Source organism: Pseudomonas lactucae, assembly GCF_016937615.1.
Lineage (GTDB): Bacteria > Pseudomonadota > Gammaproteobacteria > Pseudomonadales > Pseudomonadaceae > Aquipseudomonas > Aquipseudomonas lactucae.
On the sequence record NZ_JAFHKI010000076.1, the window covers coordinates 1 to 25,913 of the forward strand.

At 61.3% G+C, this 25,913-nt stretch carries 19 protein-coding genes and 2 pseudogenes; 14 read left to right on the forward strand and 7 right to left on the reverse strand.

Annotation, left to right across the window (positions count from 1 at the left end; genetic code table 11):
- Together JWR98_RS15220 and JWR98_RS15225 are read left to right on the forward strand one after the other, a co-directional pair.
- Positions 1-2,226 (forward strand): efflux RND transporter permease subunit (locus JWR98_RS15220; protein WP_205490452.1); only part of this gene is annotated, 2,226 nt, incomplete at its 5' end.
- The gene (locus JWR98_RS15225; RefSeq protein WP_205490453.1) at positions 2,223-3,452 is read left to right on the forward strand and encodes an alginate lyase family protein; all 1,230 of its coding nucleotides are present in this window, start codon (positions 2,223-2,225) and stop codon (positions 3,450-3,452) included. The genes JWR98_RS15220 and JWR98_RS15225, both read left to right, overlap by 4 nt.
- 91 nt (positions 3,453-3,543) lie before the next feature.
- Here JWR98_RS15225 and JWR98_RS15230 read toward each other — a convergent pair whose 3' ends face one another.
- From JWR98_RS15230 to JWR98_RS15245, 4 genes are all read right to left on the reverse strand, one after another.
- Positions 3,544-3,807, reverse strand: a complete 264-nt coding sequence (locus tag JWR98_RS15230) for a hypothetical protein (protein ID WP_205490454.1) — start codon at positions 3,805-3,807, stop codon at positions 3,544-3,546.
- Positions 3,808-4,000: 193 nt separating this feature from the next.
- Complete coding sequence (locus tag JWR98_RS15235) at positions 4,001-4,570, reverse strand: hypothetical protein (RefSeq protein WP_205490455.1); 570 nt, start codon at positions 4,568-4,570, stop codon at positions 4,001-4,003.
- A gap of 118 nt (positions 4,571-4,688) precedes the next feature.
- Entirely contained in the window at positions 4,689-5,432 is a 744-nt protein-coding gene (locus JWR98_RS15240; protein ID WP_205490464.1) for a class I SAM-dependent DNA methyltransferase, read from the reverse strand.
- 128 nt (positions 5,433-5,560) lie between these two features.
- Complete coding sequence (locus JWR98_RS15245; RefSeq protein ID WP_205490456.1) at positions 5,561-6,430, reverse strand: GyrI-like domain-containing protein; 870 nt, start codon at positions 6,428-6,430, stop codon at positions 5,561-5,563.
- A 188-nt stretch (positions 6,431-6,618) separates the two neighbouring features.
- On the opposite strand from JWR98_RS15245, the gene JWR98_RS15250 reads away from it, so the two are divergent.
- The 4 genes from JWR98_RS15250 (at position 6,619) to JWR98_RS15265 (ending at position 10,437) form a co-directional block, all read left to right on the forward strand.
- Positions 6,619-7,239: a LysE family translocator gene (locus JWR98_RS15250; protein WP_078733134.1), complete on the forward strand. Its 621-nt coding sequence runs from the start codon at positions 6,619-6,621 to the stop codon at positions 7,237-7,239.
- A 75-nt stretch (positions 7,240-7,314) separates the two neighbouring features.
- Positions 7,315-7,797: a VOC family protein gene (locus JWR98_RS15255; RefSeq protein WP_205490457.1), complete on the forward strand. Its 483-nt coding sequence runs from the start codon at positions 7,315-7,317 to the stop codon at positions 7,795-7,797.
- 100 nt (positions 7,798-7,897) lie between these two features.
- Positions 7,898-9,274, forward strand: coding sequence for a pyridoxal-phosphate dependent enzyme (locus tag JWR98_RS15260; protein ID WP_078733132.1), 1,377 nt, complete (start codon positions 7,898-7,900; stop codon positions 9,272-9,274).
- Positions 9,271-10,437 carry a cystathionine gamma-synthase gene (locus JWR98_RS15265; protein ID WP_078733131.1) on the forward strand — a complete coding sequence of 389 codons (1,167 nt, stop codon included), beginning with the start codon at positions 9,271-9,273 and terminating at the stop codon, positions 10,435-10,437. The genes JWR98_RS15260 and JWR98_RS15265 overlap by 4 nt, the downstream gene beginning before the upstream one ends.
- A gap of 51 nt (positions 10,438-10,488) precedes the next feature.
- On the opposite strand, the gene JWR98_RS15270 is transcribed toward JWR98_RS15265, so the two are convergent.
- On the reverse strand, positions 10,489-12,690 hold the full coding sequence (locus JWR98_RS15270) for an OsmC domain/YcaO domain-containing protein (RefSeq protein WP_205490459.1): 2,202 nt from the start codon (positions 12,688-12,690) through the stop codon (positions 10,489-10,491).
- A gap of 162 nt (positions 12,691-12,852) precedes the next feature.
- Here JWR98_RS15270 and JWR98_RS15275 point away from each other — a divergent pair, with 162 nt between their 5' ends.
- The 4 genes from JWR98_RS15275 (at position 12,853) to JWR98_RS15290 (ending at position 16,794) form a co-directional block, all read left to right on the forward strand.
- The gene (locus JWR98_RS15275) at positions 12,853-14,418 is read left to right on the forward strand and encodes a methyl-accepting chemotaxis protein (RefSeq protein ID WP_078733129.1); all 1,566 of its coding nucleotides are present in this window, start codon (positions 12,853-12,855) and stop codon (positions 14,416-14,418) included.
- Between the two features lie 244 nt (positions 14,419-14,662).
- Positions 14,663-15,472 (forward strand): suppressor of fused domain protein, encoded by an 810-nt coding sequence (locus JWR98_RS15280; RefSeq protein ID WP_078733128.1) that lies wholly within the window; start codon positions 14,663-14,665, stop codon positions 15,470-15,472.
- Positions 15,472-16,053, forward strand: coding sequence for a DUF6630 family protein (locus JWR98_RS15285; RefSeq protein ID WP_078824506.1), 582 nt, complete (start codon positions 15,472-15,474; stop codon positions 16,051-16,053). Before JWR98_RS15280 ends, JWR98_RS15285 begins: the two co-directional genes overlap by 1 nt.
- A 180-nt stretch (positions 16,054-16,233) precedes the next feature.
- Positions 16,234-16,794: a cysteine hydrolase family protein gene (locus JWR98_RS15290; RefSeq protein ID WP_205490460.1), complete on the forward strand. Its 561-nt coding sequence runs from the start codon at positions 16,234-16,236 to the stop codon at positions 16,792-16,794.
- A gap of 166 nt (positions 16,795-16,960) precedes the next feature.
- Here JWR98_RS15290 and ggt read toward each other — a convergent pair.
- Positions 16,961-18,684, reverse strand: a pseudogene (ggt, locus tag JWR98_RS15295) (gamma-glutamyltransferase).
- 167 nt (positions 18,685-18,851) lie between these two features.
- Between ggt and JWR98_RS15300 the strand changes: the two are divergent.
- From JWR98_RS15300 to JWR98_RS15310, 3 genes are all read left to right on the forward strand, one after another.
- Positions 18,852-19,997, forward strand: coding sequence for a MalY/PatB family protein (locus JWR98_RS15300; RefSeq protein WP_205490461.1), 1,146 nt, complete (start codon positions 18,852-18,854; stop codon positions 19,995-19,997).
- 90 nt (positions 19,998-20,087) lie between these two features.
- Positions 20,088-21,362 carry a dermonecrotic toxin domain-containing protein gene (locus JWR98_RS15305; RefSeq protein WP_205490462.1) on the forward strand — a complete coding sequence of 425 codons (1,275 nt, stop codon included), beginning with the start codon at positions 20,088-20,090 and terminating at the stop codon, positions 21,360-21,362.
- Positions 21,317-24,352, forward strand: a complete 3,036-nt coding sequence (locus JWR98_RS15310) for a dermonecrotic toxin domain-containing protein (protein WP_205490463.1) — start codon at positions 21,317-21,319, stop codon at positions 24,350-24,352. The genes JWR98_RS15305 and JWR98_RS15310 overlap by 46 nt, the downstream gene beginning before the upstream one ends.
- Positions 24,353-24,387: 35 nt before the next feature.
- Here JWR98_RS15310 and JWR98_RS15315 read toward each other — a convergent pair whose 3' ends face one another.
- Positions 24,388-24,603: a TOBE domain-containing protein gene (locus JWR98_RS15315; protein ID WP_003173733.1), complete on the reverse strand. Its 216-nt coding sequence runs from the start codon at positions 24,601-24,603 to the stop codon at positions 24,388-24,390.
- 339 nt (positions 24,604-24,942) lie between these two features.
- Here JWR98_RS15315 and JWR98_RS15320 point away from each other — a divergent pair.
- Positions 24,943-25,913 (forward strand): annotated as a pseudogene (locus JWR98_RS15320) (aliphatic sulfonate ABC transporter substrate-binding protein).

Sequence of the window (25,913 nt, forward strand, 5' to 3'; positions counted from 1 at the left end):
CAGGACGCCGTGGTGCTGGCGGTGTCCATGGCGCCAGGACAGAACGTTCACCAATTCGGTGTAGCCTTGCGCGCGCGTTTGGCCCAGCTGGAGCAGCAACTGCCGTTGGGCTTCAGCGCCCATATGGTGACGTTCCAGGCGGATGTGGTCGATCAGCAGATGGCCAAGATGAAGCATGTGATGATCGAGACGGTGGTCATCGTCATGGCCGTGGTCATGCTGTTCCTGGGCTGGCGCACCGGGCTGGTGGTGGGCGCGATTGTGCCGCTGACCATCCTCGGTACGTTGATCGCCATGCGCATGCTCGGGGTCGAGCTGCAAACCGTGTCGATCGCCGCAATCATCCTCGCGCTCGGCCTGCTGGTGGACAACGGCATCGTGATCGCCGAGGACATTGAACGTCGGCTGCACGCCGGTGAGGATCGGCGCCAGGCCTGCGAGGACGCCGGACGCACGCTGGCGATTCCATTGTTGACCTCGTCGCTGGTGATCGTGCTGGCGTTCTCGCCGTTCTTTCTCGGCCAGACCAGCACCAATGAATACCTGCGTTCATTGGCTGTCGTGCTGGCGCTGACGCTGCTCGGCTCGTGGTTATTGAGCATCACCGTCACGCCGCTGCTGTGCCTGTATTTCGCCAAGGCCGCTCCTCAGGACACGGCAGAGGACAGTTACGACAGCGGTTTTTACCGGGGTTATCGGGCGGTCATCCGCCGAGTGCTGCAGCACAAAGTGCTGTTTCTGATGGCGATGCTGGTGTTACTCGCCGCCGCGATCTTCGAACTGATGCGCGTGCCCTATGACTTTCTGCCTCAGTCGGACCGCTTGCAGTTCCAGGTACCCATCAGCCTGGAGCCCGGCAGCGGTTCGCGCAAGACCTTGCAGAGCGTGCGCGACATCAGCCTGTGGCTGAGCAAGGAACCCCAGGTGGCCGACAGCATTGGCTACGTCGGTGATGGCGGGCCGCGTATCGTGCTGGGCCTCAACCCGCCTTTGCCGGCACCGGAAACCGCTTACTTCACCGTCAGCGTCAAGGCCGGTACGGATATCGATGCGGTGATCGCCAATACGCGCCGCTATCTGCTCAAGCAACACCCGGAACTGCGCGCCGAACCCAAGCGTTTTTCCCTGGGCACCACCGAGGCCGGTGTTGCCATCTATCGCGTGCTGGGCCCGGACGAGCAGGTATTGCGCAGCCTGGCCGGCCAGATCGAAAAGGCGCTGCGTGAAGTGCCGGGTACACTGGATGTGCGCGATGACTGGAGCACACGTCTGGCACGTTATACCGTCGAGGTCGATCAGCACAGTGCGCGCCGCGCCGGTGTCGACACCCAAGCCATTGCCCAGGCCTTGCAGCTCCACTTCGGCGGCATTCAGGTTTCGTCATTGCAGGACAACCAGACCCGCGTCCCGCTGGTGGTGCGCGAGCCAGCGACGACAACCGATGCCTCCCCCGATCTGCGCGGCATCCTGGTCTACCCCGCCGACGGTTCGACGCCCGTGCCGTTGGCGGCCGTTGCCCGCATCGTCGCCTCCAGCGAACCCTCGACGTTGATGCGGCGCAATCAGGAACGGGCCATCACCGTGGTTGGACACAACCCTTCGTTGACGGCGACTTCCATCGTCCAACAGCTGGCGCCGCAGGTGGCGGCGCTGCCCCTGCCGCCGGGCTACCGCATTGAGCTGGGCGGCGAGATCGAAGACTCGGCGGACGCCAACCAGGCGTTGCTGCAATACCTTCCACATGCGCTGATCGCCATGCTGTTGCTGTTCGTCTGGCAGTTCAATTCGTTTCGCAAGCTGCTGATCGTGGTCTCGGCGATCCCCTTCGTCCTGATCGGCGTGGCCGTTGCGCTGCTGATCACCGGCTACCCGTTCGGCTTCATGGCCACCTTCGGCCTGTTGTCACTGGCGGGGATTATCGTGAACAACGCCGTGCTCTTGCTGGAGCGTATCGAGGCGGAACTCCACGAGGGCCTGCCGGTGTACGAAGCGGTGGTGAATGCCGCCGTGAAGCGCCTGCGCCCCATCGTCATGACCAAACTGACCTGCATTATCGGGCTGGTGCCGCTGATGCTGTTTGCCGGGCCGCTGTGGGAAGGCATGGCGATCACGCTGATGGGCGGCCTGGCGCTGGGCACGTTGGTCACTCTGGGGTTGATTCCCGTGCTGTACGTATTGCTGTTCACACCGCGTAAACATTCACATATCAAGGCGAACACACCATGAATTTTTCGTTGAAGGCAAAGCGCACTATCAAGCGCATAACCTGCGGGGCCGTGCTACTCGGCGCGCTGTCGATGAGTATCGGTGCTCAAGCCTCCGCGTTCGTCCACCCAGGCCTGTTGCAGACCGAACAGGACTTCATACGCATCCGCGAAAAACTGGCCAACCACAACCAGCCGTGGCTGGCCGGCTGGCAGAAGCTGACCGCCAACCGGCACGCATCACTGGCCTGGAACCCGAGCCCGGTCGCGGTGGTGTATCGGGGCGCGGACGGGCAGCATCCGGAAAACTACGCCCGGTTATTCAACGACGCCGCCGCCGCGTACGCCTTGGCCCTGCGCTGGCAGCTTTCGGGCGACCCTGCGTATGCCGACAAAGCTGTGGCGATGTTGAACCAATGGTCCACCACCCTTACGGCGATTGAAGGCACATCGGACCGTTTCCTGGCATCAGGCCTGTACGGTTATCAACTCGCCAATGCCGCCGAAATACTGCGCGGTTATTCAAAGTGGAAGACGGCGGACTTTCATCAGTTCCAAAGCATGATGCTCAATGTCTTCTATCCGATGAACCATGATTTTCTGGTGCGTCACAATAACGCGCCGGTCGACCACTATTGGGCGAACTGGGACCTGGCCAACATGAACTCGATGCTGGCAATTGGCGTACTGACCGACCGCCGCGATATTTATGATGAAGCGGTCAACTATTTCAAACACGGCGCCGGCAACGGTTCCATTGAACACGTGGTGTGGAAGCTCTACGGCAATGGCCTGGGCCAGGTCCAGGAAAGCGGGCGTGACCAGGCGCACACCCTGCTCGACATCGCCTTGCTCGGCAGTTTCTGCCAAATGGCCTGGAGCCAGGGCGACGACCTGTTCGGCTACCAGAACAACCGCGTGCTGCAAGGCGCCGAATATGTGGCCAGGTACAACCTCGGCCAGGATGTGCCGTTCACCCCCTTTATCAACAGCGGTTTCAAGCAAACCGTCATCTCGCCGGAACACCGCGGCGACATCCGTCCGATCTGGGAACTGCTCTACAACCACTACGTCGTGCTTAAAGGCCTCAGCGCACCGAACGTGAAAGCCTTCGCGCATAAGGTCCAGGTGGAAGGGGGCGGCGGCGATTATGGGCCGAACAGCGGTGGCTACGATCAGTTGGGGTATGGAACATTGCTGTATTCGTTGGGGGAATATGGGCTGTCTAACACGCAGTTGATGCCGTGAAGGTCCATCACTGAACCTTCACGGTAGGCACGCTTCAGAACGGTCGCCGATTCAAGGCAGCTGCGCGGTCCTTTCTGGGAAGTCGCGAGGCTTACTTACCCAGATTTTGGTTCATTAAATTATCTAGAACAGGGCGTTGATTGGCGGTCTGCCATTCATGCAAATGCGCACAACCCTCAGCATTGACTTCGGCGAGGTTGCTGCGAGGGTCGCATAGCATCAGCCATTTTTGCCGCAGGGTTGGGTACTTTATAAAGTCTTCCCGCGCCGGCGGTTGGCCGCCGGATATTCGCAGCACGGACAGCACCAGCAGTGCGGACGCGCCAAGGCCTATAGAGCACTTTTTATAATTCATATCAGCTTTCCGTAGAGTAGGAGCGCTCAGCGAACAGCGCTGAGCACTCGGGATACGGCGCGACTATAGGAACTAAATGGATCGATAAGAAGATCCACTTTTCGGGCATTTCATAGAGCCATTAATTCGCGTTGGATGCCTTGATAAAAGCGCAGAACAGTCTCATCTACGCCTCGAAACTACTGCGGCGCCCTTATAAATCCAGATCTACCACGTGACGCATCCTGTCCCCCACCGACTGCCTCAACCAGGCCGCGTGCAGCGCCATGTCCGCCACCGTCAGGTGCACCCAGAACCTGACGCTTCGTGCCTTGCCATCAACCCGGGCGTAGCACACGTCAATGTGACTGATGCTGGAAAAAGCGGTCGGCTGGAAGGGCCTGATCGAGTGGATGGCGCTGTAAGGCACCTGTTCCTGCGTGGGGGCTCGGGCGGGACGGCTCTGGGTGAACGTCAGGCATTGTTTGGTTTCATCAAAGCAGAACCCATGCCCTTGCGCTTCTCGGGTGAGCCAGTAAAGCATGCAAAAGGCCGCTGACGCGCTGATCAATGCGAGGATAAAAAACAACCAGTCTCCGGCCAGGGGGGCGTGAGTCCCCGGCGGCTGGGTGGCCATGAGCGTGAGCCAGTAAGCCGGCAAGGCCAGCAACAACGCCGCGACGTAGAGCTGACTGCCCAGGTTGCCGGTGCGCAGTACGGTGTCCGGACTGTCCCAGACGGGAGGATGCGGTGGCGCTGACGACACAGGGTGTTCACGGTTCATGCGCAAGCTCTTGATTTGGCTACGCGGCCATTGATCGCCAACGGTCGGCACTTCAAGCCAGGCGGTCGCCTGACTGCCACAACATAGCACGGGTGGTGTCTACACAACTTGAGCTCGCTTAGCGTTTCACACACACAAACAACGCATTCCCTGTCACCCCTTCCCAAGGCGTGATGCACTCATAGTCATGCTCAAACACCTGCACCTCAAAGTACGGCAGCAACAACGCCTGCAGTTCGATGAAGCTCAGCGCTACCATGCTGTGCTCGTCCTGCCAGGTCTGCGTCACCCCCGCCGTGGTCTTCTCGATACTCAGGCGCAGCGCCTGCTGCTCACCCTCGCCCCGGTAATGCCAGCCGGAACCGAAGGTAAAGTGACTGCCTTCAAACGCCACGCTGTGGCGCACCAGCAGACGGTTGTCGATGTGGTGCTTGTCCACCGCGTTGAAGCAGAACACGCCATTTTCCGCGAGTGCCCCGTGCACGCTGGACAGGCACGCGCTCAGTTGCGCGAGGCTGGCGTTGTAATGGGTCGAGTAGAGAAAGCAGGTGATCAGGTCCTGAGGTGAATCTACCTGGAAATCGACCATGTCCTGACGGCTGAATCGGGCCTCGGGGCAGCGCCGTTGGGCGATATCGAGCATCGCTTGGCTGATGTCCAGGCCGCTGCTGTCGTAACCGAAGTCGAGGAAGTGACGCACGTGGGGGCCAGTGCCGCAGGCGAGGTCCAGATGTCTACGTTCGCCGTTGCCGAACAGTTGGTGCAACCGGTGTACGCAGTGGCTCTGCGCCCGGTAATCGATGTCGGCGCACATCAGGTCGTAGTAAATGGACAAGTCGGTGTACAGCGCGTTGGAGGACATAGATAGCCAGAGGGGACGGCGGAAATTTCGCGGCAGCATGGTAACCCAGTCCCGGGCGCGAACCGCTACACGCGTCCCTCAAACTTCAGCGAAGGAGGCAGCAGGAGCCGACGCACAGCTAGACGTCGCTAGCGCAACGGCACATATATATCGGTCTGCCACTGATCCTGCGGTGTCTGCGGGAAGATGCTCAGGTACTCGAAGAACAGCGGATGATCACGCAGCTCCTCGCCGCTGCCTGGGAGCCAGTCGCGGTAGATCGGATAGATCGATTCCGCGATGTGATCCGGCGAGCCCACGTGTCGCACCACGACACAACGCCCGCCGGGGATCGTCCGCTCGGTTACGCCGAACTCATTGGCGCGTACCGCCTCGCGAATCTCGCCGCAGATCGCAAACCGGAACTCGTCGGCCGGGGTCGTATCAGGGTTACCGAACGCAATACCAAAGCTGCGACTGGTTGCCACCGGCGACTGTCCGCTGCGCATGCGCCACTGTATGAATTGATCCACGCTTTCAGGCACCCGCGCTGGAGCGCCGCAGTGCTCGAATGTTGCAACCCTGACCGCGGGAAAGTCGATAATTCTGACTTGCATGATGATGCTCCTGGAAAAATGAGGGATGGCGAATACCGCATTCCAGACCTGCCAATTCGGGCGCTTTCTGAAGGCGCTCGGCGTCATGCCGAACGCCCGCCGGAACGCCCTGGAAAACGCTTCGGGGCTTTCAAAACCGGCTCCCGATGCGGCGTCCAGCACCGAGTAATCCGCCACGGAGCACAAACTGTGCGCCGCACGTCGAAGCCGCATCAGTTGCACATAACGTGACACCGGTACGCCCACGAACGCGGTGAATTGCCTGTGAAAGTGAAACGCCGAAAAATTCGCCACGCCGCTCAACGTTTTTACACAGAGGTCGCCCTCAAGGTTCGCGTCGATGTAGGCCAATACCCTGTCGAAACGGGTTGTGTAGGCGGTATTGTTCGATGAGTCAGGCACTGGGCAGAGGCTCCGGGGTATTCGCTGGACACCAGCTTCCGCTATTGCGAGGGACGGCGCCTAGCCGTGTTTGCTCAGTATGCCGTGGATAGGTGCCTGTCACCTTTCAAGGGCAACGGAGCAATTGTCCAACCCCCTCCACTCACCTTATCCTCCTATCTCCCCGCCCCCACAAACCCGGAGCCGCCATGGACCTCGCCACCCTCGCCCTCTTCCTCCCCGCCTGCTTCGCCCTGAACATGGCGCCCGGGCCGAACAACCTGTTGTCGGTCAGCAACGCTACCCGCTACGGCTACCGCATCGCCTGCCTGGCCGGTATCGGCCGCCTGCTGGCGTTCGCCGGCATGATCGCCCTCGCCTCCGCTGGTTTGGCGGTGGTGCTGCAAACGTCGGAACTGTTGTTCTACGGGATCAAGATCCTGGGGGCGGCGTATCTGTTTTATCTGGCGTACCAGCTGTGGCGGGCCAGTCCTGAAACTGAAGCGCAATCGGCGGCGGCCAGCGTGGGTTTGTGGGCGTTGGCGCGCCAGGAATTTCTGGTGGCGGCGGGCAACCCCAAGGCCATCCTGATCTTCACCGCCTTTCTTCCGCAATTCGTGGTCCCCGGGCAACCCATCACCCCACAGTTCGCCCTCTTGGGCGTGATGTTCCTAGTGCTGGAATGGATCGCCATCAGCGCGTACGCCTATATGGGCCTGCATATGCGCCGTTGGTTTGTGCAACCTCGGGGCAAGCGGATATTCAATCGCTGCTGCGCGGGGTTGTTGTCGGCGGCGGCGTCGGTGTTGTTGATGGCGCGGCGCGCTTGAGGGACGAACGGCACCGCTCATAACCCTTGAGCAGCGGCTAGACTCCATGGACCACCGACTCCGTGGAGACCCCAAATGCGCCCTAAAAACACCCTCTGCCTCTGGTACAACGGCACCGCCGAAGAGGCTGCCAACTTCTACGCCAGGACCTTCCCTGACAGCAAGGTAAACGCCGTGCACCTGGCGCCGAGTGATTACCCGTCAGGCAAACAAGGCGACGTATTGACCGTGGACTTCACGGTGCTGGGCATTCCCTGCATCGGCCTGAACGGCGGTCCGATATTCCCGCATACCGAGGCCTTCTCGTTTCAGATAGCCACCGATGATCAGGCCGAAACCGATCGATATTGGAACGCCATCATCGGCAACGGCGGCCAGGCCAGCGCCTGCGGCTGGTGCAAGGACAAATGGGGCGTGTCGTGGCAGATCTCGCCACGGGTATTGACGGATGCGGTGACAAACCCCGATCCGGCCATCGCCAAGCGCGCATTCGCAGCGATGATGACCATGACCAAAATCGACATCGCCGCCATCGAAGCTGCCGTGGCGGGACCCTGAGCACATGCGCCAAAAAAAGACACACAACCGACTCTCAGGTTGCGACCCACCCGATACCGGCCTAGTGTTTTATGTCTCCCTTGCGTACCCAGGTGATGACATGCCCACACCCTCGCGCCCCGCCGTGCTCGAACTGATCGGCAACACGCCGCTGGTTCGCGTGAGCCGCTTCGATACCGGTCCCTGCACGCTGTTTCTCAAACTGGAGTCGCAGAATCCCGGCGGCTCGATCAAGGACCGCATTGGCCTGGCCATGATCGACAGCGCCGAACGCGACGGCCGTCTACGCCCCGGCGGCACTATTATCGAGGCCACCGCCGGGAATACCGGCCTGGGCCTGGCACTGGTGGGGCGGGCCAAGGGCTACCGCGTGGTGCTGGTGGTGCCCGACAAGATGTCCACCGAAAAGGTCTTGCACCTCAAGGCCATGGGCGCCGAGGTGCACATCACCCGCTCCGACGTCGGCAAGGGCCACCCCGAATATTACCAGGACATGGCCGCGCGGCTGGCCAAGGAGATTCCCGGTTCCTTCTTCGCCGACCAGTTCAACAACCCGGCCAACCCCCTGGCCCACGAGACCAGCACCGCACCGGAAATCTGGGCGCAAACCCAGCACGACGTGGATGCCATTGTGGTGGGCGTCGGTTCGGCGGGCACCCTGACCGGCCTGACGCGTTTTTTCAAGCGCGTGCAACCTGAACTGGAGATGGTACTGGCCGATCCCGTGGGCTCGGTGATGGCCGAATACAGCCGTGGCAACAGCCTGCCAACCCCCGGTTCATGGGCGGTGGAAGGCATTGGCGAGGACTTCATCCCGTCGATTGCCGACCTGTCCAGCGTGCGTCACGCCTACTCCGTCAGCGACGAAGACAGCTTCGACCACGCCCGCCAATTGCTCAAGGCCGAGGGTATCCTGGGCGGCTCGTCCACCGGCACCCTGCTGGCCGCCGCCCTGCGTTACTGCCGCGAACAGACCACGCCCAAGCGCGTGGTGACGTTTGTCTGCGACACCGGCACACGCTACCTGTCCAAGGTCTACAACGACCAATGGATGACCGATGCCGGCCTGCTGCACTACAAGCACTACGGCGACCTGCGCGACCTGATCGCCCGACGTTTCGAAGACGGCCGTGTGGTCAGCGTAAGCCCCGACGACACCCTGCTCACCGCGTTCCAGCGCATGCGCCTGGCCGACGTCTCGCAACTGCCGGTGCTGGTCGACGGGCGCGAACTGGTGGGGGTGATCGACGAGTCCGACATTCTGCTGGGCCTGCACCATGATGCCGCGCATTTTTCGATGGTCGTCGCCAGCGCCATGACGGACACCCTGCGCACCCTGGCTCCGAGCGCCAGTCTCGTCGAATTGCAGGCGGAGCTGGACCGTGGCCTGGTCGCCATCATCGCCGACACGGGCGGCTTTTACGGTTTGATCACCCGCGTTGACCTGCTTAACCATCTACGGAGATCCCTTGCATGAGCCAGCCCGACAAAAGCGCGTTTGCCACCCGTGTAATCCACGCCGGGCAATCCCCCGACCCGAGCACCGGTGCGCTGATGCCGCCGATCTACGCCAACTCCACTTATCTGCAAGACAGCCCCGGTGTGCACAAAGGCTTTGACTATGGCCGCTCCCACAACCCCACGCGCTTTGCCCTGGAGCGTTGCGTGGCCGACCTTGAAGGCGGCACGCAAGCGTTTGCGTTCGCCTCCGGGCTGGCGGCGATTTCGACGGTGCTGGAACTGTTAGATGCCGGCGCGCATATCGTCTCCGGCAATGACCTGTACGGCGGCACCTTTCGACTGTTCGACAAAGTGCGCCAGCGCAGCGCCGGGCACCGCTTCAGTTTTGTCGACCTGAGCGACGTGGCGGCCTTTGAAGCGGCGCTGCAAGACGACACGCGCATGGTCTGGGTTGAAACCCCGAGCAATCCGCTGCTGAGCCTGACCGACCTGGCTGCCATCGCGCGTATCTGCCGCCATCGCGGGATCATCTGCGTGGCCGACAACACCTTCGCCAGCCCCTGGATCCAGCGCCCATTGGAGCTGGGCGTTGATGTGGTGGTGCACTCCACCACCAAATACCTCAACGGCCATTCGGATGTGATCGGCGGCATCGCCATTGTCGGCGACAACCCTGGGCTGGCCGAACGCCTGGGCTTCCTGCAGAACTCGGTGGGTGCCATTGCCGGGCCCTTCGATGCCTTCCTGACCCTGCGCGGCGTGAAAACCCTGGCCCTGCGCATGGAGCGCCATTGCAGCAACGCGCTGCAACTGGCGACCTGGCTGGAACAGCAACCGCAGGTCTCACGGGTGTACTACCCCGGCCTTGCATCCCACCCGCAACACGCGTTGGCGTGCAAACAGATGCACGGGTTTGGCGGGATGATTTCGCTGGACCTGAACAGCGACCTGCCCGGCGCCCGGCGTTTTCTGGAAAACGTGCGGATCTTTGCCCTGGCCGAAAGCCTGGGAGGCGTAGAAAGCCTGATCGAACATCCGGCGATCATGACCCACGCGAGCATCCCGGCGGCGACGCGGGCGCAGTTGGGGATTGGCGATGGCTTGGTGCGTTTGTCGGTAGGGGTTGAGGATCTGGAAGATCTACGCGCGGACCTGGCGCAGGCCTTGGCCCGAATATAAATCCTCCAGACAACAGCGACTACATTTTGATCCTTATACATCAGGTAGGTATCAACCCACCGAGGTGACGTTGGCCCGCGCGCTGTGCAGCTTCTTGTAGCTTTCGATCAAGCGCAAATGCCGGTCCAGTCCTTCCAGCTTCAGGCTGGTCGGCGTCAAACCGTAGAACCGCACGCTGCCGTCGACCGAGCCGATCACCGCGTCCATGCGTTCATTGCCGAACATGCGGCGAAAGTTCACCTCGTAATCGGCCAGTTCCAGCTCGTCGTCCAGTTCCATTTCCAGCACCGCGTTCATTGCCTGGTAGAACAGGCAACGGTCGGCGGTGTTGTCGTTGTACTGCAGGAACATCTCCACGCATTCCTTGGCTTCTTCATACTGCTTCAAGGCCAGGAAGATCAGCAGCTTCAGCTCCAGAATGGTCAGTTGGCCCCACGCGGTATTGTCGTCGAACTCGATGCCGATCAGGGTGGTGATGTCGGTGTAGTCGTCCAGTTCGCTTTCGATCAGGCGCTCGACCAACGCCTGCAGCTCTTCCTCGTCAAGGCTGTGCAGGTTGAGGATATCGGCGCGGAAGAACAGCGCCTTGTTGGTGTTGTCCCAGATCAGGTCGTCCACCGGGTAGATTTCCGAGTAGTCCGGCACCAGGATGCGGCAGGCAGTGGCGCCGAGGTGTTCGTACACCGCCATATAGGATTCCTTGCCCATGCCTTCCAGGATGCCGAACAAGGTCGCGGCCTCTTGGGTGTTGGAGTCTTCGCCCTGGCCCGAGAAGTCCCACTCGACGAACTCATAGTCCGACTGCGCGCTGAAGAAGCGCCACGACACCACGCCGCTGGAGTCGATGAAGTGCTCCACAAAGTTGTTCGGCTCGGTCACCGCCTGGGCTTCAAAGGTCGGCTGCGGCAGGTCGTTCAAGCCTTCGAAGCTGCGGCCTTGCAGCAATTCGGTAAGGCTGCGCTCCAGCGCCACTTCCAGGCTTGGGTGGGCGCCGAACGAGGCGAACACGCCACCAGTGCGCGGGTTCATCAGGGTCACGCACATCACCGGGAATTCACCGCCCAGCGATGCATCCTTGACCAGCACCGGGAAGCCCTGGGCCTCCAGGCCTTCAATGCCCGCCACAATATGCGGGTACTTCGCCAGCACCTCGGCCGGCACATCCGGCAGGGCAAATTCGCCTTCGATGATTTCGCGCTTCACCGCCCGCTCGAAGATCTCCGACAGGCACTGCACCTGGGCTTCGGCCAAGGTGTTGCCCGCGCTCATGCCGTTGCTGAGGTAGAGGTTTTCGATCAGGTTGGACGGAAAATACACCACCTCGCCGTCCGACTGGCGCACGAACGGCAGCGAAACGATACCGCGTGCCTCGTTACCGGAGTTGGTGTCGAACAGGTGCGAACCGCGCAGCTCACCGTCGCGGTCGTAGACCTTGCGGCAGTAGGCGTCGAGGATTTCGCTCGGTAGCTCGTCGTTTGGCCCCGGCTGGAACCAGCGCTCGTCCGGGTAGTGCACGAACGGCGCGTTGGCCAGTTCCTCACCCCAGAACTGGTCGTTGTAGAAGAAGTTGCAGTTGAGCCGCTCGATAAACTCGCCGAGTGCCGACGCCAGGGCGCCCTCTTTGGTTGCGCCCTTGCCGTTGGTAAAGCACATCGGCGACTGTGCGTCGCGAATATGCAGCGACCACACATTGGGCACGATATTGCGCCACGAGGCGATCTCGATCTTCATGCCCAAGCCCGCGAGGATCGCCGACATATTGGCGATCGTCTGCTCCAGCGGCAGGTCCTTGCCCGCAATGTAAGTGCCGCCTTGCGACGCATCGATGGGCATCAACAGGGCCTGGGCATCGGCGTCGAGGTTGTCCACCTGCTCGATCACGAACTCGGGACCGGCCTGCACCACTTTCTTGACCGTGCAACGCTCGATGGAACGCAGGATGCCCTGGCGGTCCTTGTCGCTGATGTCCGCCGGCAACTCCACCTGGATCTTGAAGATTTGGTTATAGCGGTTTTCCGGGTCGACGATGTTGTTCTGCGACAGGCGAATATTGTCGGTGGAAATGTTGCGGGTCTGGCAGTACAACTTCACAAAGTAGGCTGCGCACAACGCCGACGAAGCCAGGAAATAGTCGAACGGCCCCGGTGCCGAACCATCGCCTTTGTAGCGAATGGGTTGGTCGGCAATCACCGTGAAGTCATCGAACTTGGCTTCAAGCCGGAGGTTGTCGAGAAAGTTGACCTTGATTTCCATGGGGGTACACCAGAATAACGGCTGAACAAAAATGGCCGCCATTATGGGGTTTTTCGTCGATTGATTTCAGGCTTTTGACCAATGGCGGGATAAATAGCAGCTATGCATTAATCTTCTGCAGCTTGGTGCCGATGCACTGTGGGCAACCAGGGAGTAGTCGGAATGCGTAACAACCAGCCCGTAACACAGCGCGAGATTTCACTCGCACCTTCGCAAAAGCTTATCTCCACCACCGATACTCAAGGTGGTATCACGTACTGCAACGACGCCTTTGTCGAGATCAGCGGCTTTGAACACGCCGACCTGATTGGCGCGCCGCAGAACATCGTGCGTCACCCCGATGTCCCCCCAGCGGTCTTTGCGCACATGTGGAGTGCGCTCAAACAAGGCCTGCCATGGATGGGCATCGTCAAGAACCGCTCTAAAAACGGCGACCACTATTGGGTGAATGCGTACGTCACGCCGATCTTCGAAGGCAGCCGTGTGGTGGGATTCGAGTCGGTGCGGGTCAAGCCCACGGCAGATGAAATTCGTCGTGCCCAGGCCCTGTACCAACGCCTCAGCCAGGGCAAGGCCGCCATACCGCGCCAGGACACCTGGTTGCCGACCCTGCTCGGTTGCGTGCCGTACGTGGCCACTGGCTTGGCGGGCGCCCTCGGCGGGCTGTTTCTGAGCATGCCGGCAGCCGTTGCGGTGGCCGTGGCGGTTGCGGTGCCGGTAGGCGTACTTTGCGCCCGTGCGCGCCTGGGCTCAACGCTGCGTCTGTTGAACGGTGTCGAACCGTCGACGTCAGACGCCTTGATCGCCCAGATGTACAGCGACGCGCGCGGCCCCCAGGGGCGCTTGGAAACCGCATTCCTGAGCCAGAACGCGCGCCTGAAAACCTGCCTCACGCGTCTGCAGGACAGCGCCGAACAGCTCAGCGTCCTGGCCGGGCAGTCGGATCAGTTGGCCACCGCCAGCTCCAAGGGCCTGGACCGCCAGCGCGTCGAAACCGAGCAGGTCTCGGCCGCCGTCAACCAGATGGCCGCCACAACCCAGGAAGTCGCCAGCCATGTGCAACGCACTGCCGACGCCACCCAGCAAGCCAACGTGCTGACCGGCCGTGGCCGTGACGTGGCGCGCGACACCCGCGAGGCCATCGAGCGCTTGTCTGCCGTGGTCGGCGAAACCGGCACCACCGTGGCGCAACTGGCCCGGGACAGCGACGAGATCGGCAGCGTGGTCGATGTGATCAAAGGCATTGCCGACCAGACCAATCTGCTGGCCCTCAACGCGGCCATCGAAGCGGCACGCGCCGGCGAACAAGGCCGCGGCTTTGCCGTGGTGGCCGACGAAGTGCGTCAACTGGCGCAACGCACGTCGCAATCGACCACCCAGATCCACGCCCTGATCACCCAGCTTCAGACCTCCTCCAACAACGCCGTGCAGAGCATGCAGAACGGTCATCGCCAGGCGCAGGAAGGCGTGGCCTGGGTACTTGAAGCCGACCAGGCGTTGGTCGGCATCAGCGAAGCGGTGGCGCATATCACCGACATGACCACCCAGATCGCCGCCGCCACCGAAGAGCAAAGCGCCGTCGCTGAGGAAATCAGCCGCACCATCGTCACCATCGCCGAACTGGCCGACCAGACCTCGGTACAAGCCCATCAATCCACCGACCTGAGCAAGGAACTGACCAACACCGCCGCTACCCAGTACGCGCTGGTGGAGCGTTTTAACCGCTGAGGCACGCGAGGCTGCGAAAGCGGCGGCAGGGTCAAGATATTCCTTGCTTGCCCTACCGCTATCGCAGCCTCGCTAAAGCTCGACAGCTCCCGTGATCAGCCCCGGCGTGGATGCGAAAGCGGCGGCACGGCTGACATGTTCATCGTCTGCCCGCACGCTGTCGTCTCGACAGCTGATATGTTTCACTCCTGCGTTGTCGTGTTGAGTCAGCCTTCAAAGCCCCACTACCTGCCAAGGAATGCCCATGAACTTCTTCAAGAAGCTGTTCGGCTCATCGAAAAAAAACCAGCCCCTTGAATCCACGCCTCAAGCGCCCGTGGCACCTGCAGTGGCCGATACCGAATCCGCCAACCTCACCGCACGCCTGGCCAGCGCTGAGTGCCTGGACCGTCACTGGCAATCGGTGGGCAGTGTGGAAAAAGACGTCCTCGCCTACCTGATCAGTCCCAGCTTCAGCGGCGGTCCGTATTGGCCGTCGACTCGCCAAGCCTATCGCGTGGTCCGCCGTGAAGGCTCCATCGTCCTCGCCACCGATGGCCTGTCCGATCCATTCGACGATGCCGAAGGCCTGGGCAATGGCTTCGAAATGGAACTGTTCCTGGAAACCGCCGACATCCCCGAACACGCCCGTGGCACCTTGGGCGATGTCGACCCCTTACGCCGCAGCTGGGCGTTCGAGCTGATCGAACACGTCGCCAAGACCGTCGCCAATGCCGGTGGCATCACCCAGCAGTTGGAACAACATGGCGTGCTGTCCCTGGAGCTGCCGGGGTTCAGCCTGTCGCATGTGATGAGCGACCAACTGCCGAGCTTGTTCGTGACCGAAGACGACGCGGCCGGCGTACTGCTCGGAGGGCCGGCCCCGGACTTCCCTACCCGCCTGGACGACATGCCGCTGTCGCCGGTGCAATTGGTGCCGGTGGTGTTGATCACCGCATCGGAGCTTGAATACGTGCGGGCCGGCGGGCGGGCAGCGCGAGAGGATCTGGTGGCGCGGTTGCAGGCTGCCGGCGTGGGGCATACCAGCAGCCTGTATCGTGAGAGCGTGGTGTGATGGGATTTTTTGATCGGTTGTTCGGTGGCCGCTTTACACTGCCGCCCCCGGATGAAACCAACGCCAGCCACGCGGCAATCATGCGGGAATTTCGCACACCGGAATCCAAGGCACGCAAGCAAGCGCTCGGAACCCTGACCGAATCCCTGTCAAGCGCCGCCCCCGAACCAGAAAGAGCCAGACTGGTACGACGTGTGCTGCGTAAATATGCCGTCGACCAAGACGCCACCAGCGCCCTGATCGACGGACTGCTTGACCCGTCAAGAGGCCAGAAACTCGCCTACCTCGCACTGCTCAGCGTCGATTGGCGTGGCTTCGACGAGTTTGAATACCTCGCGCCCTATCTGGCCTCAGTCAGTGGCGTGCCAGAACCTTATGCCTACGTGCACACCGGCACGCGACCGATGCAAGAAGTCCTGGACAGCTTTGACCAATGGCTTGCGGGCTTCGGTAAGCGCTTCCTGCATCTGGACTCCGGCGGTGACGAGTACGTCGGGTTTATCGTGGATGCGGAACGCGTTGAAAGCACGCTTGAGCTGGCACAACAAGCAGGTGTAAAGATCAGTATCGAGGGGTTTTAACGTCCGGTGACGCCGAAGGTTCGGGCTTTTGTGTCGACTTCATGGTGGGCCGGTATCCGGATAGGTCGCTGGTGTTGGAGGGATAGGTAGCCTGTCCACTCGCCTGCCTTCTAACAAATGACTGTTTGGCCGCACGCATGGGCTGATATGTTTCGTGCCTCGCCAGCCAAGGAATGTGCCATGCAACCGTTAGCCGCAAACGCCGCGTTATTGATCATCGACATGCAGCAAGGCATGAACCAGCCGGCGCTTGGGCGACGCAACAACCCCGACGCCGAGCTGCACATGCAACGCCTGCTGGGCGCATGGCGGCAGACAGACCGGCCGGTTGTGCACGTGCGGCATATTTCTCGCACCCCCGGCTCCGTCTTCTGGCCGGGACAACCGGGCTGTGAGTTCCAGGCCGCGCTGCAACCACTCGCGCACGAGCATGTCGTGGAAAAAAACGTTCCGGATGCGTTCACCCATACGGGGCTGGAGCGCTGGCTGCATACGCGCTCGATCAGGCAGTTGGTGGTCGTCGGGGTGATCACCAACAACTCCGTCGAAGCCACCGCGCGCTCAGGCGGCAACCTTGGGTTTGATGTGATTGTGGCCGCCGACGCCTGCTATACCTTTGACCAAACCGACCTGTCGGGGCGTTTATGGTCTGCTGAGGACGTGCATGCGTTGTCGCTGAGCAACCTGGCGATGGACTATGCCAGGGTGGTCGCGACCGATACGATCCTGGTGTCTGCTTAAAACACTTGAAGCAAGCGCGCAATGGCCTTGCGCAGATCCCCATGTGCCGCTTGCCGCGTCATAACGCCAGTGCGCTAGATACAACCTTCAACGGCCACACGGACCAAATGTGGGGAGCACGTTTGCTCCCCACAAACATCCGCCCCACATTTGACCGTATCAGAGGTCAGTAGCCCAGCGACAGCCCGGTATTGCGTCGCGGGTCATTCGCGCCGTAGAAGCGGTTATTACCCACCGGTTTGCCACCCAACGACGGGGCGCCGACCAGGATCGCCGCCAAGTGGTTGGCATCCTGCGGACCGGCGAACTTGTGGCCCCAGCTTTCGAGGATCTTCTGGGTGTCCGGGCTGACCGCGAAGGTTTCCAGGTTGGTGGTCTCGGGCATCCACTGCTGGTGGAAACGCGGCGCGTCCACGGCTTCCTGGATGTTCATTTTGTAGTCGATGACGTTGAGGATCGTCAGCAAGGTCGCGGTGATGATACGACTGCCACCCGGCGTGCCCACCACCATCACTGCCTTGCCATCCTTGGTAACGATGGTCGGACTCATCGACGACAGCGGCGCCTTGCCGGGGGCGATGGCGTTGGCTTCACCCTGCACCAGGCCGTACATGTTCGGCACGCCGACCTTGACGGTGAAGTCGTCCATTTCATCATTGAGGATCACCCCGGTCTTGCTCGCCATCACGCCCGCGCCGAACCAATCGTTGAGGGTGTAGGTGACGGAGACCGCATTGCCCCACTTGTCGACGATGGAGTAATGGGTGGTGTTATTGCCTTCGTGGGGCGACACACCCGGCTTGATGGCCTGGGAGTCACCGGCCTTTTGCGGCTCGATCGCATCGCGCAGCTTGGTCGCGTAGTTTTTGTCGAGCAGGTGCTCGATCGGGTTCGTCACGAAGTCCGGGTCGCCGAGGTAGCTGTTGCGGTCCACGTAGGCGTGACGCATCGCTTCGATCTGGTAGTGCAGGCCCTGGGCCGAGTGATAGCCCAGGTCGGCCATCGGGTAGCCTTCGAGGATGTTCATGATCTGGCAGATCACCACGCCGCCCGAGCTCGGCGGCGGTGCCGAGACCACGTGGTAGCCGCGATAGTCGCACTCGATCGGCGCCAGTTCGCGGGTTTTATATTTGTCGAGGTCCGCCTGGGTGATGATGCCCTTGCCGGCCTGGCTGGAATCCACCAGTGCCTTGGCTACCCAACCTTTATAAAAGCCGTCCGTGCCCTTGGCGGAGATTTCCTTGAGGGTCTTGGCCAGGTCTTTCTGCACCAGTTTCTGGCCGACCTGCATCGGTTGGCCGTTGTGCAGGAAGATCCCGCGCAGGTCCTTGTCTTTTTCGAACTCGCCGGTGGCGGTATGCAGCAGGTCGATATCCCCCTGCTCCAGGGCGAAGCCGTTTTCGGCCAGCTTGATGGCCGGGGCAATCACCTGGGCGCGCTTGAGGGTGCCGTATTTGCTCAGGGCCAGTTCCATGCCGGAGACCGTGCCGGGTACGCCGACGGCCAGGTGCCCCTTGGCGCTCAACCCTTCAATAACGTTGCCATCCTTGTCCAGGTACATGTTGGCGGTGGCCGCCAGCGGGGCTTTTTCGCGGAAGTCGAGGAAGGTCTTGCGCCCGTCCGCCAGTTGCACGGTCATGAAGCCGCCACCGCGAGGTTACCCGCCGCCGGGTACACCACCGCCAGCGCGTAGCCCACGGCCACCGCCGCATCCACTGCGTTGCCGCCGGCCTTGAGCACATCCACGCCCACATGGGTTGCCAAATGCTGGGCCGTCACCACCATGCCATTTTCACCGGCCACCGGGGCCTGCGACGCGGCGTGCACACCACTGACCGTCAATACCAGTGCAGTGGCAATCAAGGTACGGCTGAAGGGTTGGTATTTCATCCATGGCTACTCGGGTTATTGAGATGCACCAAAATAGCCCGTAGCGGATCTAATCCCCAGCGCAATGGCGTTTTTATTACAGAACCTGTCGGTCACAGAACGGCCATCAAAACACCCATGCTATATTTCCCGCCACTTTCCGCCGCCTCCCAGACACGAGCGCCTCCATGAGCTTTGATTTCGACACGATCCACCCCCGCCTCGGCACCGGCAGTACCAAGTGGAACCGTTACCCGGCCGATGTATTGCCGATGTGGATCGCCGACATGGACATCGCCACGCCGCCGGCGATACTGCAGGCCCTGCATGCGCGCCTGGACCAGCAGATCCTCGGCTACAGCGTGGCCGGCGCGGATGTGCGCGAGGCCATCGTCGCCGACCTGTGGGCCAAGTACGCCTGGCGCGTGCAGCCGGAAGAACTGCTGTTTTTGCCCGGCGTCGAACCGGGTTTCAACATGGCGCTGCATGCGTTTGTAGCGCCTGGCCAGCCGGTGGTGCTGCAAACCCCGAACTATCGCCCGATTCGCCTGGCGCCCGGGCATTGGAACCTGCCGCGTATCGAAGTGCCGTTTCAATTGATCGACGGCGAATATGTCACGCCGATGTCCACACTGAACGAAGCGCTGAATGGCGCCGGGGCCCTGCTGCTGAGCAACCCGCACAACCCGATAGGCAAAGTGTTCCCGCGTGCAGAACTGCTGGCGCTCGCCAACGCGTGCCTGGAGCAAGGCGCGCTGATCATCAGCGACGAAATCCATGCCGAACTGTGCTTCGATGGCCGCCGTCACATCCCCACCGCCAGCCTCGGCCCGGAGATTGCGCAGCACACCATCACGCTGATGTCGGCGAGCAAGGCCTACAACGTGGCCGGCTTGAAGACCTGCTTTGCGGTGATCCAGAACGCCGAGATCCGCGAGCGTTTCAACAATGCCCGTTGCGGCATGGTCGACAGCGTCAGCCCGCTGGGCCTGGAGGCCACCCGTGCCGCCTACAGCCAATGCGGCGAATGGCTTGAGGCGCTCAAACAGTACCTGCAAGCCAACCGCGACTACCTGCTCGACGCCGTGCGCACCCGCCTGCCGGGCGTGGTGATGCACGCACCGCAAGGCACCTTCCTGGCCTGGCTCGATTGCAGCGCCCTGGGCTTGGCCGACCCGCAGCAGTTCTTCCTGGAACAGGCCAAGGTCGGCTTGAGCGCGGGCATTGAGTTCGGCGATGACAGCCAGCAGTTCGTGCGCCTGAACTTCGGCTGCCCACGGGCGATGCTGGAAGAGGGTCTGCAGCGCATGGAACACAGCTTACAAAACCGCTGAAACTGATGGGAACCGGGGCAGACGCTTTCGACACACACGTGGCTTATTAAACCCCTGTGTTGTCGAAGCCGTTCCGGAGCCAGTCCCACCATGACAGTATCGAACCGTCCTACAACTCCTACGCTTGTTTTCCAGCCGGTTGCAGGGAATACACCGCAACAGCCGACGTACTCCCTGCACGAGACAGCCCGAGTCCAGGCAGACAACAAACTGGCAAAAAGCCTCGGCCCCCACCCCTTCGCTCATCCCCATTCAGGCCCGGGCTCGCTGTTCAACGTCCCGCCACGCTCAACGCTGGGACTGTGGCTGACCCAATTGGACAAAGCCCTGCGCACGCCGGACTTTCAACGCTGGATGAAGGCCAACCATATTTCACCGTCCAATGTGCAGTTTCGTCCCGAGCAGGGCAGCCTGGACGTGTTCATCCACGGCAAACCCAAAACGTTCACGCTGGACGATGACTCCGACTTCGCCGCGGTGGCCGGGCCTTTGCTGCAAGCCGTGGAGGCCCTCGGATTCTGGCCGCCGGCCAGCGGCATGTTCCTCTACTACCCGCACAAACCTTACAACGTCGCGAGTGCCGATCATATTTTGCAGTTCTACGGCATCCGACAGGGCGACACCCATGGGGTGGATGCGAGCGCACGCCTGCAACGTTTCCCAGCGATCCCCACCACCGACGAGCTGCGCGGCGACGCGGCACTGGCCGACCATCAGCGCAGTCTGGATGACAGCACGGCCTGGGTTGCGCCACCGCCACCCTCCCCGGCAGCCCGTGCCAAGGCTGCCTACAAACAATTGCTGGGGGACACGTACAGGGCGCTGCCCCATGTGCGCAACGAAGCGAAGCAGTGGGCCGAAGCGCTGATTTTCAAACTGACCGGACGCCAGGTGGATGCCGACACGATCTTCTTCAATCGCTTCAACCAGGCACAAAGCGCCAGCACCCTGACCGGCTGGCAACATCTGTCGGAGGAACCGAAAACCTCACAAAGGCTGCCGGATGCCCTACTGGGCAATTTCAGCGAGCACGACGCGCTGCCGGGCGTGCTCGACGAGGAAGCCGGCTTGTATACCGCAGGCTTGGGACAGAGCAAGAAAGGTGGTTACGGCGCGCACAACCAGTTTGTACTGACGCCTTCGCAAGTGATGCACGAGAGCTGGAAAACCGACTTTCAGGCACACATGACCGGCACGCTGGAGCGCTTCTGGCGTGAGCACGGCGATGATTACCGCGCCACGCTCAAAGGCGAATTCGTCTACCAGGCGCGCCAGCAGCTCATGGCCTACGACCGCGCATCCCCCGCCGAGCGCGAGCGATGCCGGCCGAGCAGCGTTTTACTCAAGAGGACTATCGCCTGGTGATGGGCGCGGCCTCCAACCTGCCGCAGGATGAGCACCAGCCGCTGACGGTCGAACAGCTCAAGGCGCAGGCACCGGTGGAAGGCGTGGTCCTCACCCACGCGTTCGATATCAACGGCCGTGTCGCCAGCGATATTCTGCGTTTTACCGCCGACGACGGCAGTTATCGGCAATTGCGCGGGCGTAAGGACGGGGTCCAGGTGCTGTATGTTCCGGGGCAGCGACCGGCCTTTCTGCGCTTTGACTCTCTTGAAAAAATGGACGATTGGGTCGCCGGACAAGGCAAGGATATCGATAAGCGCAAGGCCCTGGAATCGCACTTCACCCTTAGGGACCGACAAGACGACGACCTCGGATTCTGGAGCGACGTCAAGTCGTTCATCACCGGTGACAGCCAGTCGAACAAGGGTGTGGACACCGGCCTCGCCTACTTGGGCAACGGCAATTGGGACTCTATCGAAGGCGCCGCGATCGACAGCGCCAACGTGCGCATTTATGGCGACGTGTTCAGCGTCATCAAAGAGGCTACCCGTCACCGCATGAACAGCGACGCAGGTGTGATGATCAAGTCCGACAAGGAAGTTCTCCTCGACACGGTGCTCAACGACGTGACTGCCGCCGCGAGACTGATGACCAAATTTGCGGCGGTCGGTGAACCGATCGTCGTTGGCGCGGCCGCAGCCACCAGCCTTGCACAAATTGTGCTAGGCACTCAAAAAGCGCTTTCGGGCGACACTCAAGCCGAGCGCAAGCAAGGTGCTTCGGCGGCATTGGACGGTGCACTCAATACCTTGTTCGCCATAGGCGGCGGTGCGGCGGAGGATCCGTTTGAGATGCCGGCAAACATCCCGTTGCGCCAGGAAGTTTTCGCTGACGGCACGCAAGGCCTGGTCACCGATCACCCCTTGACGCCCACCGCTTACACCCTGCCACGCAGCAATGGTTACGACCTGGTAGATGCAGGCAAGGTCTATCGTCACCTGGACGCCAACCCAGGGGAACTGACCGACCTGGAATCGCTGGAGCACACCCGGCCGCTGGATAATTTCGAGGCGTTTTGCCCGGCGCCTTCGGCGGGCGGGCGTGTCCGCCGTGGCGTCAACGATGACTGCTTCGTCAAACTCATCGAAGCGCTGCCCCCCTCGCAAGCGCAGTCCCAGGCGCTGGAGCATGTGCGGCTGTTCCCGTCGAAGGCCGGGCTCTTCAAGAGAGCCCGTACGGTCATCTACGAAAAGCGCCTGCACACCGTGCTGGACACCGATACCGGCGCCCAATTGGTTCCGGTCGCCAATGGCAAGCGCATACTTTACAAACAGCAAGTGCGCGGCAAAATCATTAATGATGCTGGCTTCGGCTTCTTCGCCGCAGACTCAGGCAGTACCCTCGCCAAAGACACACGGGTGGTCAAGCTCAATCAAATCAGTGCGATGAGCAATGACCAGCGCCAGGTCAGGGGCGTAGTCGTCACCAGCGGCTCACGGCAATACCTGGTGGTGGAAGCAGACACCGCCGAGTTTTACTACACGCCGCTGACCAAGGCGCCCACCGGCGAACTCACGTTCAACAAGTGCGGGCCCTTTCAATTGAGCCTGGTGCAAGGCTACCGGCAGTTCCTGAGCGCTCATCATGCCGTGCAGGCGCTGGATACCGACTTCATTGCCCTGCCCCCCCTCAAACAGGCCTACACGCAATTGGAACGCGCAGGTTTTCAAAAAGCCGATATCGAAGAATTGAAAACGCTCTGCAAGGACCTGAACCCTGCACAGCAAAGGGAAGTGGCCTATCAACTGCAGCGAGCCAAGGCCATCACCGCGCCGGATATCGCCCTGCGCCCGCACCGCGTGACGCCGCTGCAAACCCCTGCCGACTTCGCCGACTGGCCTGCGCTACGGCAAAACCGTTTTTACGCCGAACAGGCCAAGGTCAAGGTGAACCAAGCGTTCAAGGCGACAGGCCTGGGGCCAGGCAACCAACTGCACTCACCCGCCGATGTGGCCAGGGCCGACGCAGCGGCGTTGACCCTTGGATGGTTGCGGCGCACCGCCGACCTGCGCGCCTCGAACGCGGGCGACCTGATCATGAAGACCGGCGCGGGCAACTGCGGGGAAATGGCGCTGCTGTCCCAGGACATCATCAACAAGAGCGGCGGGACGGCTACGCTATGGAACGCCAGCGATGCCCACAGTTTCACCGTCATCGGCGGGCCGTCGAGCAAGGCGAACCCGACGGTGGACTTCTCCGAACCGGCATGGGCCGACGCCTGGATTATCGACCCTTGGGCCGATATCGCATGCCCTGCGCCTGAATACACCCAACAATTGCAGGCAACCATGATCCGCTGGGACAAGGCGGGCTGGAAAATTCGTGAAGGCACCCGGCTCGATATGAGCCCGCTGGACCGGGACTGGATGGACAAATTGATCAAACGACCCAAGCACCCACAGACCTGGCAGACCGAAGCCCAAACCCCACGGGCGGCCCGTATCAGTCTGCGGCAAAAGCCTGCCGCGACCGTGCATGTCAGCATGGGCGAGTCGACAACGCTGAACACAGGCAACGAGAATCTCTCCACGCGCAGCTTGACCGACTGTTCGGCGCTGGCGGTGCTCAGCGACTGGAACGGCAGCACCTACCAGACACGCACGCTGATGCACCTGACCGGCAGTAACCTGGAGTTGGGCTTGCGCGGCGGCAACACACGAGCCCTGCTGGACACCTTGCGGACGTCATTGAACAAAGGTGGCCGGGTCATACTGGTGGGCGGCGTGAACTCGGATTCGCTCCAAGGCATGGCGACCACCATCGGGCAAACATTCAATGGCGGGCAACCCCTGAGGGAGTTGTTGCGCGACCGGCCTGGCGTCACGGTGACGCTGGCCAGTTCGCTGGGCGTCACGGTCAACGCCGACGGCACCTTTGAACTGATCGAAGACAGCGGCAAAGGCGTGTTCACGCCCGATACCGTGCGGCAAATCTTCGACCGCGTCGACTGATGACATGCCTGTGCGCAGTGAGCGAGGCCCGCCTGCTACAGCTTGGCGATGGACACTTCGGTGGACTTCACAAAGGCAATCACCTCACTGCCCACTTTCAATTCCAGATCACGCACCGAGCGGGTGGTAATCACCGACGTCACGATGCCGGACGCGGTTTGCACGTCGATTTCGGACACCACTTCCCCCAAGAGAATCTCCTTGATGACGCCCTTGAACTGGTTGCGCACGTTGATTGCTTTAATGGTCATGTCGGCTTTCCTGTTGGCTGTTGGGTCAATCCGCACGAATGCGCAGGTGCTCAAAATGCGCTATCGATGTAGATATTAAAAGGAATATATAACTCTTTATTTATTCTATTTGGATATATCAGTGTTGCTGCGGCAACAGCCGATCAACACAGTGTTCGATTCTTCAACGTGCCCGTACGTGGGCATGTGCTTGTGTACGACAGCTACTACGTCGCCAAGAGAAATCGCAGCATGTGGCACAGAGACTGCATATTCCGATGAGGCATGATGGAGCATGCCAATTCAGTTTTCTGAATATAAGAAAAAGCCTTCTCTCACCGCCTTGCCCGGAGCTGTTCCATGACCCCCCTCATCCGTCGTCTGCTGGGTGCCTGCGCCCTTGCTTTGAGCTTGCAACCCTTGGCTCATGCCACCGACACCGATCCTGCTGAAGTCAATCTGGATTACGCCTATTACTCGCCCGTGAGCCTGGTGCTCAAACACTTCGGCTGGCTGGAGCAAACGCTGCCAGGCACCAAGGTCGGCTGGGTGCTGAGCCAGGGTAGCAACCGCTCCCTGGAATACCTCAACAGCGGCGGCGTGGACTTTGCTTCATCGGCCAGTTTGTCCGCGGTGCTCAGTCGGGCCAATGGCAGCCCGATCAAATCGGTGTACGTCTACAGCCGCGCAGAATGGACCGCCCTGGTGGTGCGCAAGGATTCGCCGCTCAACAGCGTCACGGACCTGAAGGGCAAAAAAATCGCCGCCACCAAAGGCACCGACCCGTACATGTTCACCCTGCGCAGCCTGCAACAGGCCGGGCTGAAAAAGGACGACGTGGAGTTGGTGCACCTGCAACACCCGGATGGCCGCACCGCGCTGGAGAAAGGCGACGTGGACGCCTGGGCCGGCCTCGACCCGCACATGGCCGCCAGTGAAATCCAGGCCGGCTCGCGCCTGCTGTACCGCAACAAAGACTTCAACAGTTACGGCGTGGTCAGCGTCACCGAACAATTCGCCAAGGCGCATCCGCAGACCATCGCCAAAGTGCTGAGCGCTTATGAAAAAGCCCGGGACTGGGCGGTGAAGCACCCGGATGAGCTCGCCAGGTTGTTGGCCGACGAGTCGGCCTGCCATTGGAAGTGGCCAAGCTGCAACTGTCGCGCACCGACCTGAGCACCCCGCTATTGAGCGCCAGGGATGTGCAAGCGTCGAAGGCGGCCGCACCGATCCTGGTGTCCGAAGAATTGGTACGTCGCGGAGTGAATGTCGACCAGGTGATCGAGCAGTTGATCGACACCTCGTTCGGCCAAACCCTGGCCAAGCCGTAA

Excerpts from the sequence above, each read along its gene's own strand:
- JWR98_RS15315 (WP_003173733.1), bottom strand. The coding sequence starts at position 24,603 with ATGACCATTAAAGCAATCAACGTGCGCAACCAGTTCAAGGGCGTCATC.
- JWR98_RS15270 (WP_205490459.1), bottom strand. The coding sequence starts at position 12,690 with ATGGAAATCAAGGTCAACTTTCTCGACAACCTCCGGCTTGAAGCCAAG.
- JWR98_RS15285 (WP_078824506.1), top strand. The coding sequence starts at position 15,472 with ATGGGATTTTTTGATCGGTTGTTCGGTGGCCGCTTTACACTGCCGCCC.
- JWR98_RS15230 (WP_205490454.1), bottom strand. The coding sequence starts at position 3,807 with ATGAATTATAAAAAGTGCTCTATAGGCCTTGGCGCGTCCGCACTGCTG.
- JWR98_RS15225 (WP_205490453.1), top strand. The coding sequence starts at position 2,223 with ATGAATTTTTCGTTGAAGGCAAAGCGCACTATCAAGCGCATAACCTGC.
- JWR98_RS15250 (WP_078733134.1), top strand. The coding sequence starts at position 6,619 with ATGGACCTCGCCACCCTCGCCCTCTTCCTCCCCGCCTGCTTCGCCCTG.
- JWR98_RS15305 (WP_205490462.1), top strand. The coding sequence starts at position 20,088 with ATGACAGTATCGAACCGTCCTACAACTCCTACGCTTGTTTTCCAGCCG.
- JWR98_RS15265 (WP_078733131.1), top strand. The coding sequence starts at position 9,271 with ATGAGCCAGCCCGACAAAAGCGCGTTTGCCACCCGTGTAATCCACGCC.
- JWR98_RS15260 (WP_078733132.1), top strand. The coding sequence starts at position 7,898 with ATGCCCACACCCTCGCGCCCCGCCGTGCTCGAACTGATCGGCAACACG.
- JWR98_RS15235 (WP_205490455.1), bottom strand. The coding sequence starts at position 4,570 with ATGAACCGTGAACACCCTGTGTCGTCAGCGCCACCGCATCCTCCCGTC.
- JWR98_RS15300 (WP_205490461.1), top strand. The coding sequence starts at position 18,852 with ATGAGCTTTGATTTCGACACGATCCACCCCCGCCTCGGCACCGGCAGT.
- JWR98_RS15310 (WP_205490463.1), top strand. The coding sequence starts at position 21,317 with ATGCCGGCCGAGCAGCGTTTTACTCAAGAGGACTATCGCCTGGTGATG.
- JWR98_RS15290 (WP_205490460.1), top strand. The coding sequence starts at position 16,234 with ATGCAACCGTTAGCCGCAAACGCCGCGTTATTGATCATCGACATGCAG.
- JWR98_RS15275 (WP_078733129.1), top strand. The coding sequence starts at position 12,853 with ATGCGTAACAACCAGCCCGTAACACAGCGCGAGATTTCACTCGCACCT.
- JWR98_RS15255 (WP_205490457.1), top strand. The coding sequence starts at position 7,315 with ATGCGCCCTAAAAACACCCTCTGCCTCTGGTACAACGGCACCGCCGAA.
- JWR98_RS15280 (WP_078733128.1), top strand. The coding sequence starts at position 14,663 with ATGAACTTCTTCAAGAAGCTGTTCGGCTCATCGAAAAAAAACCAGCCC.
- JWR98_RS15240 (WP_205490464.1), bottom strand. The coding sequence starts at position 5,432 with ATGTCCTCCAACGCGCTGTACACCGACTTGTCCATTTACTACGACCTG.